The sequence below is a fragment of the Pseudoalteromonas sp. RWi3 genome (genome assembly GCF_054960735.1).
The window spans coordinates 50,238-70,466 of the sequence record NZ_JBHNYL010000012.1 but is presented as its reverse complement, the minus strand read 5'-3'; the positions used below and the strand labels follow the sequence as shown (position 1 = coordinate 70,466).

Sequence of the window (20,229 nt, the reverse complement as noted above, 5' to 3'; positions counted from 1 at the left end):
ATCGACTCTACCAGTGTTGTACTGGGCTTTTCAAGCAGATTAAGATCAAAAGTGATCTATTACTGTAAACCTAAATCCTTCGCCCATTAAATTCTCTGTGCTAATATAAAAAATATCTATCTACAAAAAATATAGAGTACACAACATGTTGTACATGATTTACTCAACAGACGTTGAAAATAGTCTGGAATTAAGAAAAGCGGCAAGGCCAGCTCATCTAGCACGATTAGAAGAGCTTGATGAACAAGGTCGATTGTTCAGTGCAGGTCCATTACCTGCTATCGATAGTAATGATCCAGCAGATGCTGGCTTTACAGGCTCTCTTGTAGTAGCTGAATTTAGCTCTCTTGAAGCTGCTCGTGAATGGGCTGCAACTGATCCATATGTGACTGGCGGCGTATATGATAACTCTGTAGTGAAACCTTTTAAAAAAGTGTTTCCCAAATAAAGCATACTAGATAAGTTCAGTGTTGGTTCACTGATAATTAACTACTATGAGCTCAAAGAATCACACTATTTTATAGTTTTACTTGAGTTTTAGTTGCTTGGTTCATTAAACTACTAGGGTCTGGTTTAGGAGTTCCCGTCATGCGCACTGTATTTTTGGCTTTCAGTATAGTTTCTCTTTCATTGCTGTGTTTTGTTTATTCAAACAATAGCTATGCACAAGATACTATAAAAAAAGTCGCGATTACTAAGAAACAAGCTGTCGATATTGCAAAAAGCCTCGAAGATGGTAAGACCCTAAAAATCACTGACCAGAATGACATTTATACCGTAAGAATACTTAAAAGTAATGGCCATGTTGTCGATATACACGTTAATAAAAAAACCGGCGAAGTGAAAAAGGATTAAATTGATGAGAATTTTAGTAATAGAAGATGATTTACACTTAGCAGACAACTTACGTAATGCCTTAGAAAAAGAACGTTATAGTGTTGATCTTTGCCATGATGGTGAAGCTGGTTTGTTTCATATTACAGAGTACCCTCTTGATATGGCTGTTGTTGATTTAGGGTTACCTAAAATCGATGGTATTGAGCTCATAAACAAAGCACGAGCCCAAGGTGTTACCATCCCTATTTTAATCTTAACCGCGCGTGATCGTTGGCAAGATAAAGTAGAAGGTTTGGACGCTGGTGCTGATGATTATCTTACCAAACCTTTTCATGTTGAAGAATTAATAGCTCGCTGTAACGCGCTGATCCGTAGAAGTGCAGGTAAAGCAAATCCAGAAATGACTGCTGGCCCGATTAAGATTCACACACGTTCACAACAAGTGTGGGTTGATGATAAAGAGCTAAGCCTTACAGCCTACGAATATAAAGTTCTTGAATATTTAATGGTTAACCCACAAAAGGTAATTTCTAAATCTGAGTTAACTGAGCATATTTATGATCAAGATTTTGATTTAGATTCAAATGTTATCGAAGTATTTGTATTAAGACTTCGTAAGAAACTTGACCCAGATGGCACCCTTAATCCTGTAGAAACGCTACGAGGGCGTGGCTATAGGCTTAAAAGTCAGTGGTAGCGTCACAAATCCCATTAAAGGTAAGGCAAGGATTTATCCTTGTCTTTGTTTTATTAGTTGCGTTACCAATTTTGTTTTTCTCAATAGGCAAGGCCTATTACGCTTCACTGGTTGAGGCAACAGAAAAAACGCTTGAGGCACACCTATACTCCCTGATCTCTGAAGTCGATTTTACTGAGCGCGGCATTATTATGCCAAGCACTATTCTGGCACCTGAGCTCAACAGGCTAAATTCCGACACTTACGCAATGATTTACCGTGATGACCAACCCGTTTGGCACTCTGAATCAGCTGTTAATGTAAACATTGTCCCTCACTATATTGAAACCAAAGCGGGCGCCGCTGATTTTAGGCGTGTTGAATATAAAAGCACCGTTTATTGGCAATTAAGTTTAACTGTTATCCTAAATAACATAGATCAATCTGAACATGCCCGCTTTATTTTGTTGAAGCGAAATGACGCATTGCTGCGCTTAATGGATGGTTTTAAGCAAACCTTGGTTAATTGGATGTATGTAATGGGAGTGGCAATTGCTGGATTAATGGCTATTGGTTTTGTTTGGAGCGCACGACCATTACAACGTTTGGACAAAGAAATTAAGGCGGTAGAATCTGGTGATATTCAACAAATAAAAGGCCTCTACCCTATTGAATTACAAACTATAAAATCAGATTTGAACTTACTACTTGAATCACAACAACGGCAAAAAGAGCGTTATCGCGCCTCTTTAAGCGATTTAGCGCACGCCCTTAAAACACCGTTAGCTGTTTTAAAATCTAGCCCTTTGGCCAATGATGCAGATGCCCAAGAGCAGCTGGATCGTATAAATGTGATGATCGAGCACCAATTAAAACGTGCCGCAACTGGTGCATCAGACACTTGGAAAAAACAAACAGCCATTAAACCTGTTCTTGATTCAATCTTAAGTGCTATGAGCAAAGTATACCGTGAAAAAGATATTATTTTTAATAGCGCGGTATCAGACAAGGATTACTTTTTAGGTGATAAAACTGACTTACTCGAATTATTGGGTAATTTGATTGATAATGCCTGTAAAGCCTGTCGCTCCCAAGTTGATATTCAGGTAATACAAAGCAAATCATTATGCATCACTATTAGCGATGACGGCCCTGGTGTGCCAGAGAATAAAAGAGAATCATTACTCACTAGAGGTACGCGTTTAGATACATATGAAAGTGGTCATGGTGTGGGTATGGCTATCGTCTCAGACCTTGTAAAGTCGTATCATGGTTTACTTACTATTTCTGACTCAGAGCTACTTGGTGGCGCAAAATTCACATTAGAGTTTAACTACAATGGCAAAAAATAAACGCTTAAATATTCATATAACTGCGCTAAGTATATTTTTAAGTACATCAACAGTAGCAAATGAATGCACACTCGTTGAAAGACCTACACCGAGTGATTCAAAAAAGTATATACAATGCTTAGATAAAGAAATTGAGTTATTACAACGCAACCAACAAATTTGGTTAAACAAATTAAGGCTAGACTTAAGTAAAATTCAAGAAGACACGGGAAACACTCAGTTATTACCCATTTTTAATCGCAGTGTAAAAAGCCAAAACCGCTTTTTAGAAGACAGTTGCCGCTGGCGCTACCTTCATAAAATGCCCAATGCAACCAATGCTGCCATTGTCTATAAACTGTGTGAAATACGGATACTCGAACAATATATAGACGTTCTAAAGCAGCCCTTAAAATAAAAAAGCCATGTTGTTAATAACATGGCTGTCAAATTTTTTACTGAAATAAGCAGTTAGCCTTGCTCTTCTAGCTTTTCGCCATTACCTAATAGCGTGGCTAACCAACGACCTTCATCACTCGTCTCAAGAGCAATTTTAACGATCATTGTCAAAGGAACTGACAACAACATACCAACAGTGCCTAGTAGCCATCCCCAAAATATTAACGACAAGAATACAACTAGTGTCGATAAGCCTAAGCCCTTCCCCATGTATCTGGGCTCAACAATATTACCCATCACAGTATTTATCGTAAGATACCCTGCACCAACTATACCCGCAACAAGTGGGCCTTGGGTAATTAATGCGAGTAACACGGCTGGCAAAGCAGCGATGATCGACCCAATATTTGGAATATAATTAAACATAAATGCCATCACACCCCAAAGCACAAAGTAATCAACATTTAATACCCAAAGTAATACTGATGCGAGAACACCGGTGCCCAAACTGACGAGTGTTTTGATTGCTAAATAAGAGTTAATTGAATTAAGGAAACGGTCAATCTGCTTAATTTTCATATCAGGATCATCTAACGCCATATGTATTTTTTGACCAAGCAGTGGCGCTTCAAATAACATAAATACAACTGTAAGAATAATTAAAAACAAATTAGCCATAACGCCACCAAGGCCAGCTAGCATGTTTGTAGCAACATCAATCATTTTACCTGGATCAAACATTGAGATTAATTGTTCTTTATTTATCAATATATTGTATCGGCCAGCCAAGTCTACCAACCAAATAAACTCCGTTTGTAACTTCGATTTATATTCCGGTAAATCCTTTGAAAAATCAGTTAAGGACTGTCCTACTAAACCAGCTAGGCTCATTCCAATACCGACTACCATCAGCATTATAAGCATGATAGCAATCCCTTTAGGGATCTTATAACGAGCAAAGAAACACAATAATGGATTACAAATAATTGCAATAAAAACAGCTAAAACAAATGGGATCACAATAACACTTGCAGCTTTAATACCTGCAAGTCCAATTACCAAAGCAGCAAATACCACTAAGCTTTTATTAGCGCCTGTCAGTCCAGTCAAGTGACAATCCTTTAAAATGGGAATTATCACTAGTGTATTTGAAAAGTTAAGTAAATGAAATATTTGCAAAGTGATCAATAGGCGCTTTACTTCGTATTAAGTACAAATAACCAAATGTTGAGACGTATTGATGAAAATATTGATAACAGGGGCTACCGGATTAATTGGCACACAACTATGCGCACAATTAGTCAAAACCCATTCTCTCACTGTCTTAACGCGAGACAGTGATAAAGCAAAACAAAAACTTGGCGGACAAATAGATTTTATAAATGCACTTTGCGATATCGATTTTAATACCCTTGACTGTGTAATTAACCTTGCGGGCGAGCCAATTGTTAACAAGCGCTGGAGCGATAAACAAAAAGAAATTATCAGAAACAGTCGTATCGAATTGACTCAGGAGATAACAGCAGCGATAAAATCAAGTTCCAATCCACCCCACACTTTTATCTCTGGAAGTGCTATTGGTTTTTACGGTCGTCAGGGAACGCAACAAATTGACGAAGAGTTTACTCAAGTACATCAAGAATTTAGTCACACGCTATGCAACGATTGGGAAAACGCTGCACGTAATGCCAAGACAGACTCAACTCGGGTTTGTTTAATACGAACGGGGATTGTTTTGTCTACTAATGGTGGCGCGCTGCAAAAGATGCTGCCTCCATTTAAACTTGGTTTAGGTGGTCCAGTAGCAAGTGGTAACCAAGGAATGTCGTGGATACACATTGATGATATGGTATCGCTTATTGAATTTGTTATGGATAATCAGCACATAACCGGTGCTATAAATGCAACTGCCCCTACACCTCACAGTAATCGTGCTTTTAGTAAAACACTGGCGAAAGTATTACACCGGCCTGCAATTTTTCCAATGCCAGCATGGGTCCTTAATTTAGCAATGGGTGAAATGGCTGACTTACTTATTTTTGGTCAATACGTTATACCTAGTAAGCTATTGGATGCTGGTTTTGAGTTTCAATACCCTAATTTACACTATGCATTTGAATCATTACTGGATAACTAAGCCTAATAAATTTAATGTGTTATGAGTCTTTATGGTGAATGTGCCGCGCTTTCACCATATAACCATCAATAGTCTCTGTGTTTAAAAAAACAATAACTTACTCTTATCCTAATAAAAGCAAGACTATATTAGTATTTTACATTAATCATTTGGTATTAACTTGCCATAACAAGACTAATCCATAATACTTACATTACGTACTAAACATAACCATAGAGCAGCTTAAAATGCTTCACTTACCTACAGTAATTGGCATATCTTTATTTTTAAATATTCTTATAAGCTGCTTTTTCTTGTCTGTGTACCTATGCAAAAAACAAACCTGTTATATGTACTTTTCACTCGCGTGTGGTGCTTTTGCTACAGCTGAAGTACTTGCCTGTTTAAGAGTGGTCATTGAAAACCCATTTATTACACACTACCTCGCTGATTTATTTATTATAGCTAGCCCTTTATTTGCTATTATAGGTTTAAAACAAGTCACCTCAATGCAAAGTAATTCGCTTGCCTCCTTCAAAATTGTACTAGGTGGCAGTGCACTCGTACTGATGCCAATTTATGATGTCAGTGGAGGACAATTACTAACAAGTTTTATCATTGCATGCTTATTCTTAGTTGCTGCTAATACAGTATATAAAATGCACACTAATGCAACAGCGCAAAAAAATATGCTCCTTGTATTTTTTGTGCTGCACAGTGTAATCATGTTCATTCAGGTTGTATTGCTCGCCATGCAACTAATGACCACAACAGCCCTAAACTTTACCCAACCATTACAAGTAATTTTAATTAACCACTTATTTTTAGCAACTGCAACTGCGTTAGTCATGCCGTTTGTGCTGTTTGCTGAAATAGAAGCTAAGTTACAGCGTTTAGTCAATCGAGATACGCTAACAGGATTACTCAATCGCAGAGGTTTTTTATTAGATGGAGAGAAAGTAAGCCGGTATGTTAAAACGCATAACCAAAATTTAGCTGTTGTAATGATAGATATTGACCACTTCAAAAATGTTAATGACCAGTTTGGTCACAGCACAGGTGATATGGCAATCAAATGGATAGCGCAACATATCCTCAGTCAACTAAATGACTATGATATTGCCGCAAGGATCGGCGGAGAAGAGTTTGCATTAGTACTACCAGAGCAGTCATTATCTCAAGCATCTTATACGGCACAAAAGCTGTGCGACGTAATACGCGAACACACCTTAAAATATAAAGGCAACACAATTAATTTATCAGTGAGTATTGGTGTAGCCTGTAAAGATGCTAACACCCAATCAATCAAAGGGTTACTCGATGTGGCTGATAAACGATTGTACATTGCAAAATCTCAGGGTAGGAATCAAGTTGTTGCAACGGATGAACATGCAAGACAAAAAAAACAAAATCTAGCATTCAACAACCAAGTAAACTAAAACTCACCTACCCAAGTTTCACAAGCTCAGTATAATTAACCAATGCAAGTGTACCATTAAGTGAACACACATTTAGATCGAGTAACCTAATTTAAACGTTGCTCATTTATCTCTCATAAAGCAAAAAACCACGTACAAGACGTGGTTTTCAACTAGTTACTTTAAAACTATTACAAAGATAAATTCTCTTTAGCGCGATTTAGGTTATGCGATACCAATTTACTATTAGAGATTTGTGCAGCTTCATATAAATCAGATAAACCAGCAGTGTCATTTTTAGCCATAATGCGTGACACGCCACGGTTACTTAATGCAAAAGAAGTTAACTGACGTACTTTAAATTTTGGACCGTCACTGTCTTTTAATAATGCAATTGCTTGTGTACAAATTGCCTCTGCTTGCGCGTAATTTTTTAACTTAACATTTGATACGCAGCTATTAAATGACGCTTCTAGTGGCTGTGAAGCGGTTGCTTGCTCAATAACCATTAATTTATAGTCACTACCACCAGCCATAGCAGCTGCTGAACAAGTTAAAAGTGAGCCAAGTGCGATAGATTTGATAAGTGAAAATTTCATGATTACATTCCTATTAAGTTACGTCGTCTTTGTTGCCGACAACTGAACTTTAAGCTGTTCGTGCAATTGCGACAAACGATAAAAACAAACCTAATAGATGAAGAAAATTAACTTATAGACTTTAGTCTAACCCAAAGAGGTGACCCCAGAGCAGTCTATGCTAAGAATACGCGTTTAAATGGTTAACTAATCATAGAGGTTGAAGTCTTCAAGCTATAAAATTTCTGTTTATGAAGGATTTATTTTAAGGCAGATATTTTTATATAAATGCTAGAATTTAACTATCAAACACTACTTACTTTGAAAAACAATCCAGAAAAATAGCTTTTCACTTAGTTGGCCACATCGCTGTTTTTGAAAAATCTATTGTGAAATTAAGAAAAAGCAAAGTTGTGGCAAAGCCACTATAAACTGCCCTACCCATATGCCATAATCTAAGTAATTAATAAATTTAGTAACTTGGCGGTATTGCAACCGTTGCAAGCTAACTTAAAGGGTTTTTAAATGGCTTATCAAGAGCAAAATCAAGCAACTATTTATTGGCACGATTACGAGACGTGGGGGGCGAGCCCGCAAAAGGATAAGCCAAGCCAGTTTGCGGGTATTCGTACCGATCTTGATTTAAACATTATTGGTGAGCCGCTGATTGAATATTGCAAGCCGGTGGCTGATTACTTGCCCCACCCTGAGGCCTGTTTGATCACCGGAATTACTCCGCAAGTGGCGATGCAAAAAGGGGTAGTTGAGGCAGACTTTATTGCCAAAATTCATGCTGAATTTAGTGTGCCAAATACCTGTGTGGCCGGTTATAACAGTATCCGCTTTGATGACGAAGTAAGCCGTTATAGCTTTTACCGTAACTTTTATGACCCGTACGAACGTGAATACAAAAATAATAACAGCCGCTGGGATATTATTGATTTAGTACGAGCGTGTTATGCCCTTCGCCCTGAAGGCATTGAGTGGCCGCTCAAAGAAGATGGTAGCCCAAGCTTTAAGCTAGAGCATTTAACGGTAGCTAACGGCATTGAACACGCCGCTGCGCATGATGCACTAAGCGATGTAACGGCCACTATTGCCCTAGCAAAGCTTATAAAAGAAAAGCAACCTAAGCTTTACCAATTCTTTTTTAGTTTACGCGGTAAAAAAGCATTAGCAGAACTTGTCGATGTATTTAACATGACGCCTCTGGTGCATACCTCATCACGCATTCCTGCAACCCAAGGTTGCACCAGTTGGATTGCGCCAATGAGCTTTCATCCGGTTAATAAAAATGCAGTTGTGTGTTTTAATTTAACTGAAGATCCACAAGTATTACTGGATTTATCGGTAGAAGAACTTCGCACTCGTCTTTATACAAAACGCAGCGAACTTGGCGAAGATGAACTTCCAGTTGGTTTAAAACTGGTACATTTAAATAAATGCCCTATTTTAGCGCCTGCTAAAACATTATTACCCGAAAATGCCGCGCGTTTAGGTATTGACCGCGAGCAATGTTTAAAAAACCTTGCTGTTTTAAAAGCGAACCCTGCACTTCGCGACAAAGTCACTGAGGTATTTAACGACAGCCCTGATTACGGCAAAACCACTAACACAGATTACATGCTCTATGATGGGTTTACCAGCAACGCAGATAAAGCCAAGTTTGCTATTATCCGTGATGCAAGCCCTGAGCAATTAGCAGGTATGCAGCTTGATTTTGAAGATAAGAAGTTTGATAACTTATTATTTAAGTACCGCGCTCGTAACTGGCCGCAATCACTAAGCCAAGATGAACTGGATCAATGGCGACAGTACTGCCAAAACAAGCTAATGCATGGGGAAGATCAACCCTCGATCATCGCGCAAGATTTTATGATCACGCTTGAGAACCTGGCTCATGAACACGATGATAACGAAAAGAATTTAACGATTTTAAAAGCGCTGTATAACTACGCACAAAGTATGTAGTTTGCCTATTGCTTATAAACAAACAGCGCTAGTTTGCAAAACTAGCGACGAGATTTAAGGCCGCGACTAATCGCGGCTTTTTAATTTAAAATTCAAACTCTAGGGCAAGACGAAAACTGTGATCTTTTCCTTGTTGGCTAAGCTCGGTGACAAACCCTGCTTCCCACTTGAGTTGTCGCTTTGGAGAAAATCGATGCAGGCCAATAAATCCAGGGCCAATCCCCAAGAAGTCTTCTCCGGCGTATAGCTCTAAAGCAGGCTGGAACTCAGAGCGAAAACGATAGCGATACTGTGCGCGAAACTCAGTTTCCCATTCGTTTTTAATATCACCGCCCCATTCATACACTAAAAATGCATTCATGGTAAGGCTAGTACGACCAAACTCTTTTTCCCATAAAAAGCCCGTTGTGGCTTCATAACTGTCTTTGCCTTCTTGCATTTCAAGTTCAAATAAAGCGCCCCAGTCAGCCCAAAAGCGCCCTTGCTCAACCAACTGCCAACGCAGTTCTAGCTCGTAGGCTGAAAAGCCAAAGTTACCGTTATCATCGCGCTCTCCTACCGCATAGCCTTCCAAACTCATAGTGTCATTAAATGAGCCACCTAAGCCAACTCGTTGGGCTAAAATATTGCCTTTATCGGTTTGATGAGAGATCAGACGCCATTCAAATTCGCGTTCAAATGGTAAAACGTAAGGATGGTAAACTTTGTCTACAACTATTCCATCGGCTCGCACATTAAACGATGTTATAAACAAAAGTAAAGTTAAGCACCACGCGAGAGTAAATCTCATGATTGCTCCTTTTGAGAAAATTGCCGATTAAATACCATACTGGTGCCAATAAAGGCTAAAACCGCTGCTAAATACAACCATAATGCAATTTTGCTTGGCGTTGCTTCATAGCCAACTAAGGCCTTTAGTGCACGGCCTAACTCTGAGTTTTCGACTAGCACTGCACGCCAATCAAAGTAATTGGAGGTAATATTGATCAAATCAATTTGGCTGGCTAAATCTAATGCGATAAGTAGTTTTGCCGAGGCGTTAAAAGCCAAAAATAACATCAGTGGATATACACCAAATCGTGCTCTAACACTGTGCAGTAAAAATAATAGCAACACACCAAAACTACCGCAGATCCCTACTCCCAAAAATGTTCCTATGAGCAAAGGTTTTGCCGTGTCAGTGTTATGCCAAAAACCAACCAGATAAATAAAATAGTGACTCAAATACAACGCCATAACCGCAACTATTGCAAGTAATGCGAATAAACGCTGCTGCTTACAACTTACAAGTGACGCAAAATACACAATAACGCACAATAGCATTTGGCTAAACTCTAGGCCGCGATAATTAAATAACTGGCTTAACCAGGCTGCACTTTGAACATAAATAATACTACACAGCAGCCCAACAAAAGCGGTTGCTATTAACACGCGTGGGTTTATTTTTAGTAATGACTGTAACAGCACGAGTAAAATTACGACTGGTAAAAGCTGATTAATACTCATCAATAAACTAGTTATCAGCATCAGTCTTTCCTTCTACTAATACTGCGCCACGGGCCGTGTTAGGTGAAAACTCACCAAAAAACTCATAACGCCCAGGGCTTAGTGGCCCAATGTAAATCACACTACGACGATTTGGATACAGCACTTTCTCACGATTTAAATCAAAACTGTCAAACTCTTCTGGCGTACTATCTTGATTTTCAATTAAAAGTTTTAGTTTAGTATTGGCCGGTACGATGATCTCCGCAGGATAAAAAAGGTGGTCTTTTAAAATTAATTTATATTCTTTAGCAACACACGAAAACGGTAATATGCTACATAGCAGTAGGCTGATAAACCCTAAGCAGTTATTCACTCCCTGCTCCTTGCATAAATTCAACTTGTACTTGTAAGCCGCCTAATTCACTGTCGGCTAAAGAAATACTTGCACCATAAATTGTTACTATATGTTCAACTATTGCCATACCTAATCCGGCACCTTGCTCACCAGAGGGGTGTTTATCACCTCCAACACGGTAAAAACGGTTAAAAATTCGTGCTTTATGGGCATCATCAATGCCTGGGCCTGAATCATCAATCTGCCAACCTACCACACCGTGGTTATTGTTTAAGCGGATCACTATGTTGCCACCACTTGGCGTATACTTTATGGCGTTACTTAATAAATTACTAAATAAGGTTGCCAAGGTAAATTGGTCACCATTAATAACATAATCATCACCCTCAATACTGATCATGTGTTGTTTTGAATCAAGTCGTTCATATAGTTGTGCAACTACTTGCTGGCTGATCTCAAGCACCGATACTGGACTAAATTGTGCCTGCCATTGCTCTGGATAGGTGCGCCCTAAAATCAGCATTTGTTCAACAATATTACTTAGTTTATCGATACCTTGTGCCATTGCATCAAGCTCTAAACTATTATTACCTTGGGTGCGTAAGTTATGTACATTAATTTTTAAACTACTCAATGGCGTGCGTAACTCATGGGCTGCATCTGAGGCAAAAAAGCGCTCTCTTAAGTAAGCACTTTCTACACGTTTAAACAGGTCATTTAAACGTGAGATCACCGGTTTGATTTCATGCGCGTTTACTTGCCAATCAATCGCAGTGAAATCATCAGCTTGTCTAGTCTTTAACAGCTTTGAAAGACGAGTTAATGGGCTTAGACCTTGTTTAACAAATAAACTAATTAATATCGCAAGTAATGGCACACTCCAAAGCAATGGCGTCATCGCCGACAAAATCATTCGCTCACTTAATGCATAGCGTTTGCTTAATGGCTCTGCGACTAATACCTGCTTTGAGTTTACGGTTAATCTGAATACTCGCATACGCTGCCCAGCTAAGTTTTCAACACTTAATCCATTCAGGCTTGGTTTTTGCGCAAGCTCGGCTATTGATTTAGACGCACTGAGTAAATTGTTATCATGCCAGATTTGAAACAATAATTGGGTGAGATCACTGCGTAGCATCGGCGCATTTGTGTGAATAGGTTGTTCGATTAGTACATGAGCAATAGTCTTTAATTCATTATCAAGTAACTGCTCAGCTTGCATCATGCTTTCACGGTAACCTTTACTAAAGGCTAAAAAACAAGTCAAAATCACTGTCGATAAAATAATCAGCGTGAGTCTGCGTTTGATAGACACTAGCGTTTGCCTACAACATAACCGATACCACGTAAGGTTTTAATGAGATCTTTCGGGAGCTTTTTACGTAAATGATGAATATGCACCTCAATAGTATTTGACCCTACCTCTTCTCCCCATTCATACAATTTGCTTTCTAATTGCTGTTTAGATAACACGCGTCCTTGGTTTTCGAACAATGCTTTAAGAAGCATGAACTCTTTACGTGGTAAATTAATAGCTTGCTGATCGACTGACACAGTGAATGCTGAAGTATCCATCACAATGTTAGCCACTGTAATTTTACTTGATTGCGTTTGAGTTACGCGTCGACTAGCGACTCTTAAACGGGCAAATAATTCAGCAGGGTCGAATGGCTTAGCTAAATAATCATCAGCACCTAAATCTAATCCTTGTACTTTGTCGTCAATACTACCGCGTGCCGTTAAGATTACTACAGGTAAATTAGGGCGATGCTTTTTGGCGTGTTTTAAAACATCAATACCATCGCCATCAGGTAGGCCTAAATCCAATACTAGCAGTTCGATTTCGTCGTTTTGTAACCATTGCAAGGCTGAACTTATACTCGCACAATGCTCAACACTGTAGCCTTGTTGGCGAAGTGATCGACATAAGCCTTCAGCCACCAATTTATCATCTTCAACAAGCAATAAATGCATATTATCTCTTTAGTTTCTTCTCGACTTTGGCCAACAGTTGAGTTATTTCTTGTTGGCGATATAAATCCGCTTTTGGCCTATCTGGGCGTTCTGGTGCTTGCCGGGCGGCAAGTAAATGTTTTTTGGCTTTTTTGTACTCTCTTTCGTCATACAAAAATGCCGCGTATAAATAATTACTATCTATGCCGTTTGGATTAAGAGCAAGCGCTTGGTTGAATAATTCATTCGCTTTTTCATCATCACCAAACCCAATTGGCCAACCCGGTACTTTACTGTAAAGAGTCGCTAAACTGGTGTAAGCAGAGCCTGATAACGCATTGCCATCAATTTCTATGGCTTGCTCTAACTGTGCTTTAGCATCTTTTGCAAATCCTAACGCACCTAAGCCCCCTTTTGCTCCAGCGTAACTTGATAGCACAATACCATACCAAATATGGCTTTGAGCCTTGTCATGGTAGGTTTTTGCAAACCCGGCGGCCTGCTCTGATAACTTTTCGAATGCATTGAGCTGCGCTTTATCTACTAACTCATAATTAACAGTCGCCCAACTGGTTTGCACTTGAGCTAATTCGCTAGCAAGATCAGCATGCGCAGTACCAGTTAAAAATATCCCAGATAACAAGCAGCTAGTATAAAGTAGTTTAGTCATAATCATTCACCTTTATCAATTTAATCTGCAAAAAAACTTTTAATTTTAGGAAGTTGCTTTGCAATTGCGTTATCCACTATGGATGGAAATGCCCCATTTAGTCTGACAAATAAGCGCTCTGGAAAACCAACGTAACTGCGTGAATTACCAGATTTCAATAATGAAATAAGCGCATCTGCCACTTTATCAGGTGGATCCATTGTATTGCCTAACGCTTTATTCATCGCCCGTACTTGCACTGAGTTGATAGTTGTATCAGTAGCTCTAGGTGCTAAATATAGTATTTTTACATCACAGTGACTGAGTTCGCGGGCCAGCGCTTCGGTCATTCCTCGTAACCCAAATTTACTTGCGCAATATAAGGTTTGATAAGGGTAACCAATACTGCCAAATGATGATCCCACATTAACTATTGAGCCTTTTTTAGCCAAAATTTGTGGTAAAAATAGTTGGCATAGCTTAATTGGCACCGACAAATTAACTATCAGTAAGTCATCTATTTGCTGCTCCGTCATTTCACTAAAACCTTGCATCACATTAATGCCAGCGCTATTGATAAGCATTGTTGCACTGCCAAGTGATTTAGCATGTTCGAGTAAATTTTGGCGAGTCTGTGCGGATGTTAAATCACCAATGAATATCTCACAGCCTTCGCCACACTTAACCTGTAATGCCTCAAGCTGTGCTTGCTGACGACCCACTAACAGTAAACGCCAGCCATGCTGATTCAACTTTAATGCCACTGCTTGACCAATTCCGCCTGTCGCACCTGTTAACACGCAAAGTGGACGGTTCATGCAATTTGCTCCAAGTCGCTACTTACAAATTGTGGATCTGTATCTAATTCACGAAAAATATTGCCATATAACTTATAAAAACATTTAGCGGCATAAACAATTGCTTGTTGATCTGCAGGTGACTCTATTTTATTCATCAAATCTTCAAAAAACTTCACATGTTCAATATCCAAAGCGCCATGAGATGTTAAATAGCTAAATGCCTTTTTAGGTAATCCGGTCATATTGGCTATGTTACTTGCCGCATTATCGGCTAACGCAATTGACGTGCCTTCGAGCACATGCACCATGCCAAAAAATGCCAAAGGATTACCCCGATTAATTGTATCGTAGGCATAAGCAACCATTAACTCTGTGGCAAATTTGGGAGCACTTTGACGTACTTGTTGTTTATCAAAACCACAGGCTGCAATATCATTGAGCACCCATTCTTGATGACCTATTTCTTCTTCTATATATTCTGCAACAGCCTCGCGGATCCACTCTTGTTCAGTCGATAATTTCGCCCCCACGGCCATCATTAATGGCACCGTATGTTTAACATGATGATAGGCTTGTGCTAAAAATGAAGCATACTCAGTTATGCTTACTTGTCCGTTAAATACGCGAGTAATGATCGGAGCAGCCAGTAAATACTCGCGCTCTGCTTGGGTTTGTGATTTTAATGTCTCGAAAAAATTGCTCATAATATTGCCTCACTGTACAGTGCTGTTAATTGTGTATGGTAATAGTTTGCTATTGCTTGGCGTTTAGGCCGGTTATTACTGGTTAATAACCCCCGCTTTGTACTAAGTGGTTCAGCTAAACGATGAAATGTTTTAATTTGGGCATACTCAGGTAATTGTGCGTTAATGCCTCGACAATGCTCGGCTAACACCGCATCAGTCATATTTACTGATGCATAAATAAGTGCCACTAAATGCGCCTTACCTTCGCCAAAAACAACAGCTTGTTGTACTTCACTGCTACTAAGTAGCAAAGATTCAGGCCACTCAGCGCTGATGTTGCGTCCAAAACTAGTAATAATTTGGTTTTTTAAACGCCCCTTAATAGTTAAGCGACCGTCTTGTTGATCAACCAAATCACCGGTTGCATACCAACTTGTTTGATCATGGGGCTGTTGACCTAAATAGCCTAAAAATAAGGGGCCTTTAATAAATAGCTGCCCGTCTACCAGTTTGCTTTGCAAGTGATTTAATACCCGCCCTGCACACTCTATGTCATCATCATTTGGCGTGTTTAAGCTCACAACTGATGAAGCTTCAGATAAGCCATAACCTTGATAAACTGGTAACCCTAAACTACGCGCTTCAGTGATCAATTCACTGCTGAGTACAGCGCCACCAACGGCAATAAACTTCAAACTCTTTGGTACTGTCCATCCCTGCTTGGTAAACCAAACTAAACAGGTCAATAACTCCGGCACCAAAATTAGCGTATTCGGTTGCACACGATCAATGGCATTGATCAATTGACTGGCATCATTTAATTTTGCCCCTGAGAAGCCTAATTCTGGCAGTGTCATAACATGCACTTCACCCGCGGCTAATAACGGTGCAAAAACCCCTGCAATATTTTCAAGTAATACTGGCAATGGTAATAAACACAGGTGCTTGGGCTGTTTTAACGCTATTTTTTTGTGTAATGAGGTCGCCACTTGTAATTGGCTTTGTAAAGATAAACACACTCCCTTTGGCTCACCGGTAGAGCCTGAAGTAAACGTCACTTTTTGGGTACCTGTAAAAAATGCTATGGGGCCCGGAGCGCATACTTTATAGATATACAGCGGATAGCGAGTTAACACGCTTAAAGTCGCAATACATTCTAAGCCATCAAGTTCACAATGGGTGTCGCTGATAAAATGTGAGACGCCGCTTTTATTCACGCTATTAGTTAGCTGTTGTGAGCTAAAAAAGGTTGGCAGCGGAATGCTTAAGTGTTGTAACTCAATCAATGCAAAGTCAACAATTAACCAAGCAGGCGTATTGTCCATTACAAACGCCACGGCTGACATATCAAGCGCTTTAAAATCGATAATTAACTCAGCCACTGCTTGCATCAGCGTCTGTTTACTAATTGGGCGCATCTGTTGATCATGATGATCAACAATCACAGTATCAAGCTCAGCGTGTGGTAGTTGCGATAAAAACCCCATTAGGCCTCCAATTGAGATGCTAATTGGCAACTCGCTTGTTGATAATGCTGTTTAATATTAAATAAATGAGGTGTATTTATTACGCACTCATGAGCAGCCGCTAAATCGACCACACACAGTGTTGGTTTATTTTCATAATAAGTGCCCCAATCAGCTGGGTTATCAATTGCCCGACTATTGGCTAATGCAATCTCAGTGCAATTAACTGAGAGCATTTTTAGTAATGCTCTCACCTTTGCAGTGGCACAAAATACTAAGCGTTTTGCGCCAATTTGGTAAAGTGCTTCAGTCGTTAGTACAAAATGAGTGAGAGTTGCTTTGCGATTGGTTGAACATAAATTACCAAGCTCGTAAATCTCTTCCCTCGGTACATCAACAAAGGTTTCAATCGGCTCTGGTAAGTATTGCTCAATAAATAGTGTTTCAGTAGAAGCTCTAAGTCCTAATGTGCAAGAATCAGCGGCAATACTTAATTGGCATAATACCGGCATAAACTGCTTAATATTAGCGCCGTAGGCTCTGGCAAAACTCGCTTTAACGACGTGCTCTAATTGCAAACGCAATGGCATGTTTGCATTTGCACACACATAATCGTTTGTGTTCGTAACAGGCAAGTTAGTAACTTGAAGTGATTGCATAGTGTTCGCTCTTTTTAGACTATGGTTAAAATCTAACGAGCAAAACTTAAATAAACCTTAAGAAAAATTAATTTTTATAAAAAAACCAAACAATGTTTGGGTCAGTGATTACTTAAGCGAAGATTTCAGAGATAACAAAGCACATCTACCCGCTAGTCAATTACTGAAGGTAGATTTGTTATCCGGCAATCTAATTATCTATTTTTTATGTAGCGCTTCAATACGTGCTAACAAGCTCGATGTATCATAGCGGCCGCCACCAAGCGCTTGCACATCAGCGTAGTATTGATCTACCGTTGCGGTCATGGGTAAGGTAGCGCCATTGTTTTTTGCTTCATCGAGTGCGATACCTAAGTCTTTTCGCATCCAATCCACAGCAAATCCAAACTCATATTCACCCGCCAGCATTGTTTTATGGCGGTTTTCCATCTGCCAAGAGCCTGCTGCACCTTTTGCGATAGTCTCGATTACTTTTTCACCATCAAGCCCTGCTTGTTTAGCAAAGTGAAGGCCTTCAGCTAAACCTTGCACCACGCCAGCAATACATATTTGGTTAACCATTTTACAAAGTTGCCCAGAGCCCGCTTTACCTAGTAGCTGGCTAAACTTGCTAAACGCAGCCATCACAGGTTGTACTTTGGCAAATACGGCTTCATCGCCACCAGCCATTACCGTCAATACGCCATTTTCAGCCCCTGCTTGACCGCCTGATACGGGCGCATCAATAAACGCAATATTTTTAAGTGCAGCTTTTGCTGATACTTCACGCGCCACCTCTGCTGAAGTTGTTGTGTGGTCCACTAAAATTGTGCCCGCAGCCATGCCAGCAAGCACACCCTCGTCACCATAAACCACCGAACGTAAGTCATCGTCATTACCTACACACATAAACACAATATCAGCACCTTGCGCAGCAAGCGCCGGAGTGAGCGCAAATTCGCCATTGTATTGCTCAGCCCATTGCTGCGCTTTGGCTGTAGTGCGATTATAAACCGTCACTGTGTGCCCAGCACTAACAAGGTGCCCAGCCATTGGGTAGCCCATTACACCTAACCCGATAAACGAAACATTCATTGACATAAAATTGACCTATTTCAGTGGTAACTTAAAAAGATACTTTGATTATCTCAACCGAACAGACAAAAAGCGAATGAAAAAGACTTCATTAAATTTCTTCATGGACGGCAAACAATAGGTTCACTATGGATAGCATATATCAATTCAGCGCCCCTCTTAATAACAGCGAAGATTTTTCACTGAGTCAGTTAAAGGGCAAAACAGTATTAATCGTTAACACAGCCAGTAAATGTAGTTTTTCAATACAATTGATGGCTTTAGAAAAACTATATCAGCAATACAAACACCGTGGATTTACTATATTGGCATTTCCATGTGATCAATTTGACCACAATGAACCAATTGAAAATGCCGACCTAAAGCGCTTTTATCACGAGCAATTCAATGTTAGTTTTCCTGTGTTTAGTAAGGTAATGGTAAATGGTCCAGACACCCACCCTTTATTTAGTTACCTAAAAGCACAGACCCGAGGTATTGCGCAAAATCGTGCAATAAAATGGAATTTTACAAAGTTTCTAATAAACTCTCAGGGTCAGTTATCTGTGCGCTATGCACCGCGCACAAAGCCCGAAACCTTAAAAATGGTGATAGAGAGTACCCTTGATGACGCAAACAACAATAGCGCTTTTCAGTTCGCAAAAATATGAGCACCCATTTTTTGATGCCTGCATAGAAAATCAACCTAGTATTGCTCTATCGTATATTGAGCAATCGCTAACAGAGCAAAGCGCTGTTTTATGCAAAGGATTTGATGCGGTTTGTGTGTTTGTTAACGATGTAGTCAACGAAGCAGTGATTAAACAGTTAGCTGAACACGGGGTAAAATGCATTTTACTTCGTTGTGCTGGGTTTAATAATGTTGATTTAGCGGCTGCACAACACCATGGGATCAAAGTGTGTCGTGTTCCCGCATACAGCCCTGAAGCAGTGGCAGAGCATTGTATCGCATTAATGCTAACTTTAAATCGTAAAACACATAAAGCATACAACCGCATACGTGAAGACAACTTTGATTTAAACGGCCTACTCGGGTTTAACCTGTTTAAAAAAACCATTGGCATTTTAGGCTGTGGTAAAATAGGTAAAGCACTAGTCAAAATTCTTAACGGCTTTGGTGCCCATGTTTTAGTGTGTGACCCCTACGCTGAGCAAGGGGATTATACGCTTTGCGACCTTGATACATTACTTAACCAAAGTGATGTAATCTCTTTACACTGCCCGCTTAATGAGCAAACACACCATTTAATTGATGAGCACGCCTTTAGTAAAATGAAGCAAAGTGTAATGCTTATTAATACCTCACGCGGTGCGTTAGTCGATAGTAAAGCCTGTATTAGCGCACTCAAAAGCAAGAAACTAGGCTACTTAGGCCTCGATGTTTACGAGCAAGAATCAGAGCTCTTTTTTAAAGACCGCCGCGACGAAATCATGCAAGACGATATATTTTCACGTTTAGTGAGCTTTCCTAATGTGTTAGTGACCGGGCATCAAGGTTTTTTCACCAAAGAAGCACTGACTGAAATAGCCCAAACCACCATTAATAACGCAATTGAATTTGCCAATAACCAGCCGCTGAGTAATGAGGTTAAATAAGGCTAGGTGCTAGGTGCTAGGTGCTAGGTGCTAGGTGCTAGGTCAAAGTTTAAAAACAAGGCAGAAAAATCAACTAAGTTAGCTTTGTTTAAGCCTGTAAGTTTAAGTAGCTCATATCTGTTCTAACACTATTTAGAGTTTAGCTGGCAGGCTGTTATGAGCGATAACCGGTCATTT

At 39.7% G+C, this 20,229-nt stretch carries 23 protein-coding genes; 10 read left to right on the top strand and 13 right to left on the bottom strand.

Annotated features, from left to right (window positions below; all coding sequences use genetic code 11):
- The first annotated feature begins 145 nt into the window (after positions 1-145).
- From ACFI4Z_RS14625 to ACFI4Z_RS14605, 5 genes are all read left to right on the top strand, one after another.
- Positions 146-448, top strand: coding sequence for a YciI family protein (locus tag ACFI4Z_RS14625; protein WP_462671224.1), 303 nt, complete (start codon positions 146-148; stop codon positions 446-448).
- A gap of 140 nt (positions 449-588) precedes the next feature.
- Positions 589-855 carry a PepSY domain-containing protein gene (locus ACFI4Z_RS14620; RefSeq protein ID WP_462671223.1) on the top strand — a complete coding sequence of 89 codons (267 nt, stop codon included), beginning with the start codon at positions 589-591 and terminating at the stop codon, positions 853-855.
- A 4-nt stretch (positions 856-859) separates the two neighbouring features.
- Positions 860-1,534, top strand: a complete 675-nt coding sequence (locus tag ACFI4Z_RS14615) for a response regulator transcription factor (RefSeq protein WP_087531813.1) — start codon at positions 860-862, stop codon at positions 1,532-1,534.
- Positions 1,528-2,865, top strand: coding sequence for an ATP-binding protein (locus ACFI4Z_RS14610; RefSeq protein WP_462671222.1), 1,338 nt, complete (start codon positions 1,528-1,530; stop codon positions 2,863-2,865). The genes ACFI4Z_RS14615 and ACFI4Z_RS14610 overlap by 7 nt, the downstream gene beginning before the upstream one ends.
- Complete coding sequence (locus ACFI4Z_RS14605) at positions 2,852-3,262, top strand: hypothetical protein (RefSeq protein WP_462671221.1); 411 nt, start codon at positions 2,852-2,854, stop codon at positions 3,260-3,262. Before ACFI4Z_RS14610 ends, ACFI4Z_RS14605 begins: the two co-directional genes overlap by 14 nt.
- Before the next feature lie 53 nt (positions 3,263-3,315).
- On the opposite strand, the gene ACFI4Z_RS14600 is transcribed toward ACFI4Z_RS14605, so the two are convergent.
- Complete coding sequence (locus ACFI4Z_RS14600; RefSeq protein WP_462671220.1) at positions 3,316-4,353, bottom strand: AI-2E family transporter; 1,038 nt, start codon at positions 4,351-4,353, stop codon at positions 3,316-3,318.
- A 130-nt stretch (positions 4,354-4,483) separates the two neighbouring features.
- On the opposite strand from ACFI4Z_RS14600, the gene ACFI4Z_RS14595 reads away from it, so the two are divergent.
- Positions 4,484-5,380, top strand: coding sequence for a TIGR01777 family oxidoreductase (locus ACFI4Z_RS14595; RefSeq protein WP_462671219.1), 897 nt, complete (start codon positions 4,484-4,486; stop codon positions 5,378-5,380).
- A 329-nt stretch (positions 5,381-5,709) separates the two neighbouring features.
- Positions 5,710-6,798, top strand: coding sequence for a GGDEF domain-containing protein (locus tag ACFI4Z_RS14590; RefSeq protein WP_462671218.1), 1,089 nt, complete (start codon positions 5,710-5,712; stop codon positions 6,796-6,798).
- A 170-nt stretch (positions 6,799-6,968) separates the two neighbouring features.
- Here the strand turns inward: ACFI4Z_RS14590 and ACFI4Z_RS14585 are convergent, their stop codons facing one another.
- Positions 6,969-7,376 (bottom strand): hypothetical protein, encoded by a 408-nt coding sequence (locus tag ACFI4Z_RS14585; protein ID WP_462671217.1) that lies wholly within the window; start codon positions 7,374-7,376, stop codon positions 6,969-6,971.
- Positions 7,377-7,880: 504 nt separating this feature from the next.
- Between ACFI4Z_RS14585 and sbcB the strand changes: the two genes are divergently transcribed.
- Positions 7,881-9,326, top strand: a complete 1,446-nt coding sequence (gene sbcB / locus ACFI4Z_RS14580; RefSeq protein WP_462671216.1) for an exodeoxyribonuclease I — start codon at positions 7,881-7,883, stop codon at positions 9,324-9,326.
- An 85-nt stretch (positions 9,327-9,411) separates the two neighbouring features.
- Here sbcB and ACFI4Z_RS14575 read toward each other — a convergent pair whose 3' ends face one another.
- The 11 genes from ACFI4Z_RS14575 to ACFI4Z_RS14525 form a co-directional block, all read right to left on the bottom strand.
- Positions 9,412-10,116, bottom strand: coding sequence for a hypothetical protein (locus ACFI4Z_RS14575; RefSeq protein WP_462671215.1), 705 nt, complete (start codon positions 10,114-10,116; stop codon positions 9,412-9,414).
- On the bottom strand, positions 10,113-10,853 hold the full coding sequence (locus ACFI4Z_RS14570; protein WP_462671214.1) for an iron transporter: 741 nt from the start codon (positions 10,851-10,853) through the stop codon (positions 10,113-10,115). The genes ACFI4Z_RS14575 and ACFI4Z_RS14570 overlap by 4 nt, the downstream gene beginning before the upstream one ends.
- A complete protein-coding gene (locus ACFI4Z_RS14565) occupies positions 10,840-11,166 on the bottom strand; it encodes a cupredoxin domain-containing protein (protein ID WP_462671257.1) in 327 nt (108 codons plus the stop codon). Before ACFI4Z_RS14565 ends, ACFI4Z_RS14570 begins: the two co-directional genes overlap by 14 nt.
- 13 nt (positions 11,167-11,179) lie before the next feature.
- Complete coding sequence (locus tag ACFI4Z_RS14560; protein WP_462671213.1) at positions 11,180-12,484, bottom strand: ATP-binding protein; 1,305 nt, start codon at positions 12,482-12,484, stop codon at positions 11,180-11,182.
- A complete protein-coding gene (locus ACFI4Z_RS14555) occupies positions 12,484-13,143 on the bottom strand; it encodes a response regulator transcription factor (RefSeq protein WP_462671212.1) in 660 nt (219 codons plus the stop codon). Before ACFI4Z_RS14555 ends, ACFI4Z_RS14560 begins: the two co-directional genes overlap by 1 nt.
- 1 nt (position 13,144) lies before the next feature.
- Positions 13,145-13,792: a hypothetical protein gene (locus ACFI4Z_RS14550; protein WP_462671211.1), complete on the bottom strand. Its 648-nt coding sequence runs from the start codon at positions 13,790-13,792 to the stop codon at positions 13,145-13,147.
- A gap of 20 nt (positions 13,793-13,812) precedes the next feature.
- Positions 13,813-14,589, bottom strand: coding sequence for an SDR family oxidoreductase (locus tag ACFI4Z_RS14545; RefSeq protein ID WP_462671210.1), 777 nt, complete (start codon positions 14,587-14,589; stop codon positions 13,813-13,815).
- Complete coding sequence (locus ACFI4Z_RS14540) at positions 14,586-15,275, bottom strand: TenA family transcriptional regulator (RefSeq protein ID WP_462671209.1); 690 nt, start codon at positions 15,273-15,275, stop codon at positions 14,586-14,588. Before ACFI4Z_RS14540 ends, ACFI4Z_RS14545 begins: the two co-directional genes overlap by 4 nt.
- Positions 15,272-16,744 (bottom strand): AMP-binding protein, encoded by a 1,473-nt coding sequence (locus tag ACFI4Z_RS14535; RefSeq protein ID WP_462671208.1) that lies wholly within the window; start codon positions 16,742-16,744, stop codon positions 15,272-15,274. Before ACFI4Z_RS14535 ends, ACFI4Z_RS14540 begins: the two co-directional genes overlap by 4 nt.
- Positions 16,744-17,382 carry a thermostable hemolysin gene (locus tag ACFI4Z_RS14530; RefSeq protein WP_462671207.1) on the bottom strand — a complete coding sequence of 213 codons (639 nt, stop codon included), beginning with the start codon at positions 17,380-17,382 and terminating at the stop codon, positions 16,744-16,746. The genes ACFI4Z_RS14535 and ACFI4Z_RS14530 overlap by 1 nt, the downstream gene beginning before the upstream one ends.
- A 198-nt stretch (positions 17,383-17,580) precedes the next feature.
- Positions 17,581-18,462 carry an NAD(P)-dependent oxidoreductase gene (locus ACFI4Z_RS14525; protein WP_462671206.1) on the bottom strand — a complete coding sequence of 294 codons (882 nt, stop codon included), beginning with the start codon at positions 18,460-18,462 and terminating at the stop codon, positions 17,581-17,583.
- Positions 18,463-18,584: 122 nt separating this feature from the next.
- Between ACFI4Z_RS14525 and ACFI4Z_RS14520 the strand changes: the two genes are divergently transcribed.
- Complete coding sequence (locus tag ACFI4Z_RS14520) at positions 18,585-19,106, top strand: glutathione peroxidase (RefSeq protein ID WP_462671205.1); 522 nt, start codon at positions 18,585-18,587, stop codon at positions 19,104-19,106.
- Complete coding sequence (locus ACFI4Z_RS14515; protein WP_462671204.1) at positions 19,063-20,052, top strand: 2-hydroxyacid dehydrogenase; 990 nt, start codon at positions 19,063-19,065, stop codon at positions 20,050-20,052. Before ACFI4Z_RS14520 ends, ACFI4Z_RS14515 begins: the two co-directional genes overlap by 44 nt.
- Positions 20,053-20,229: the final 177 nt, after the last annotated feature.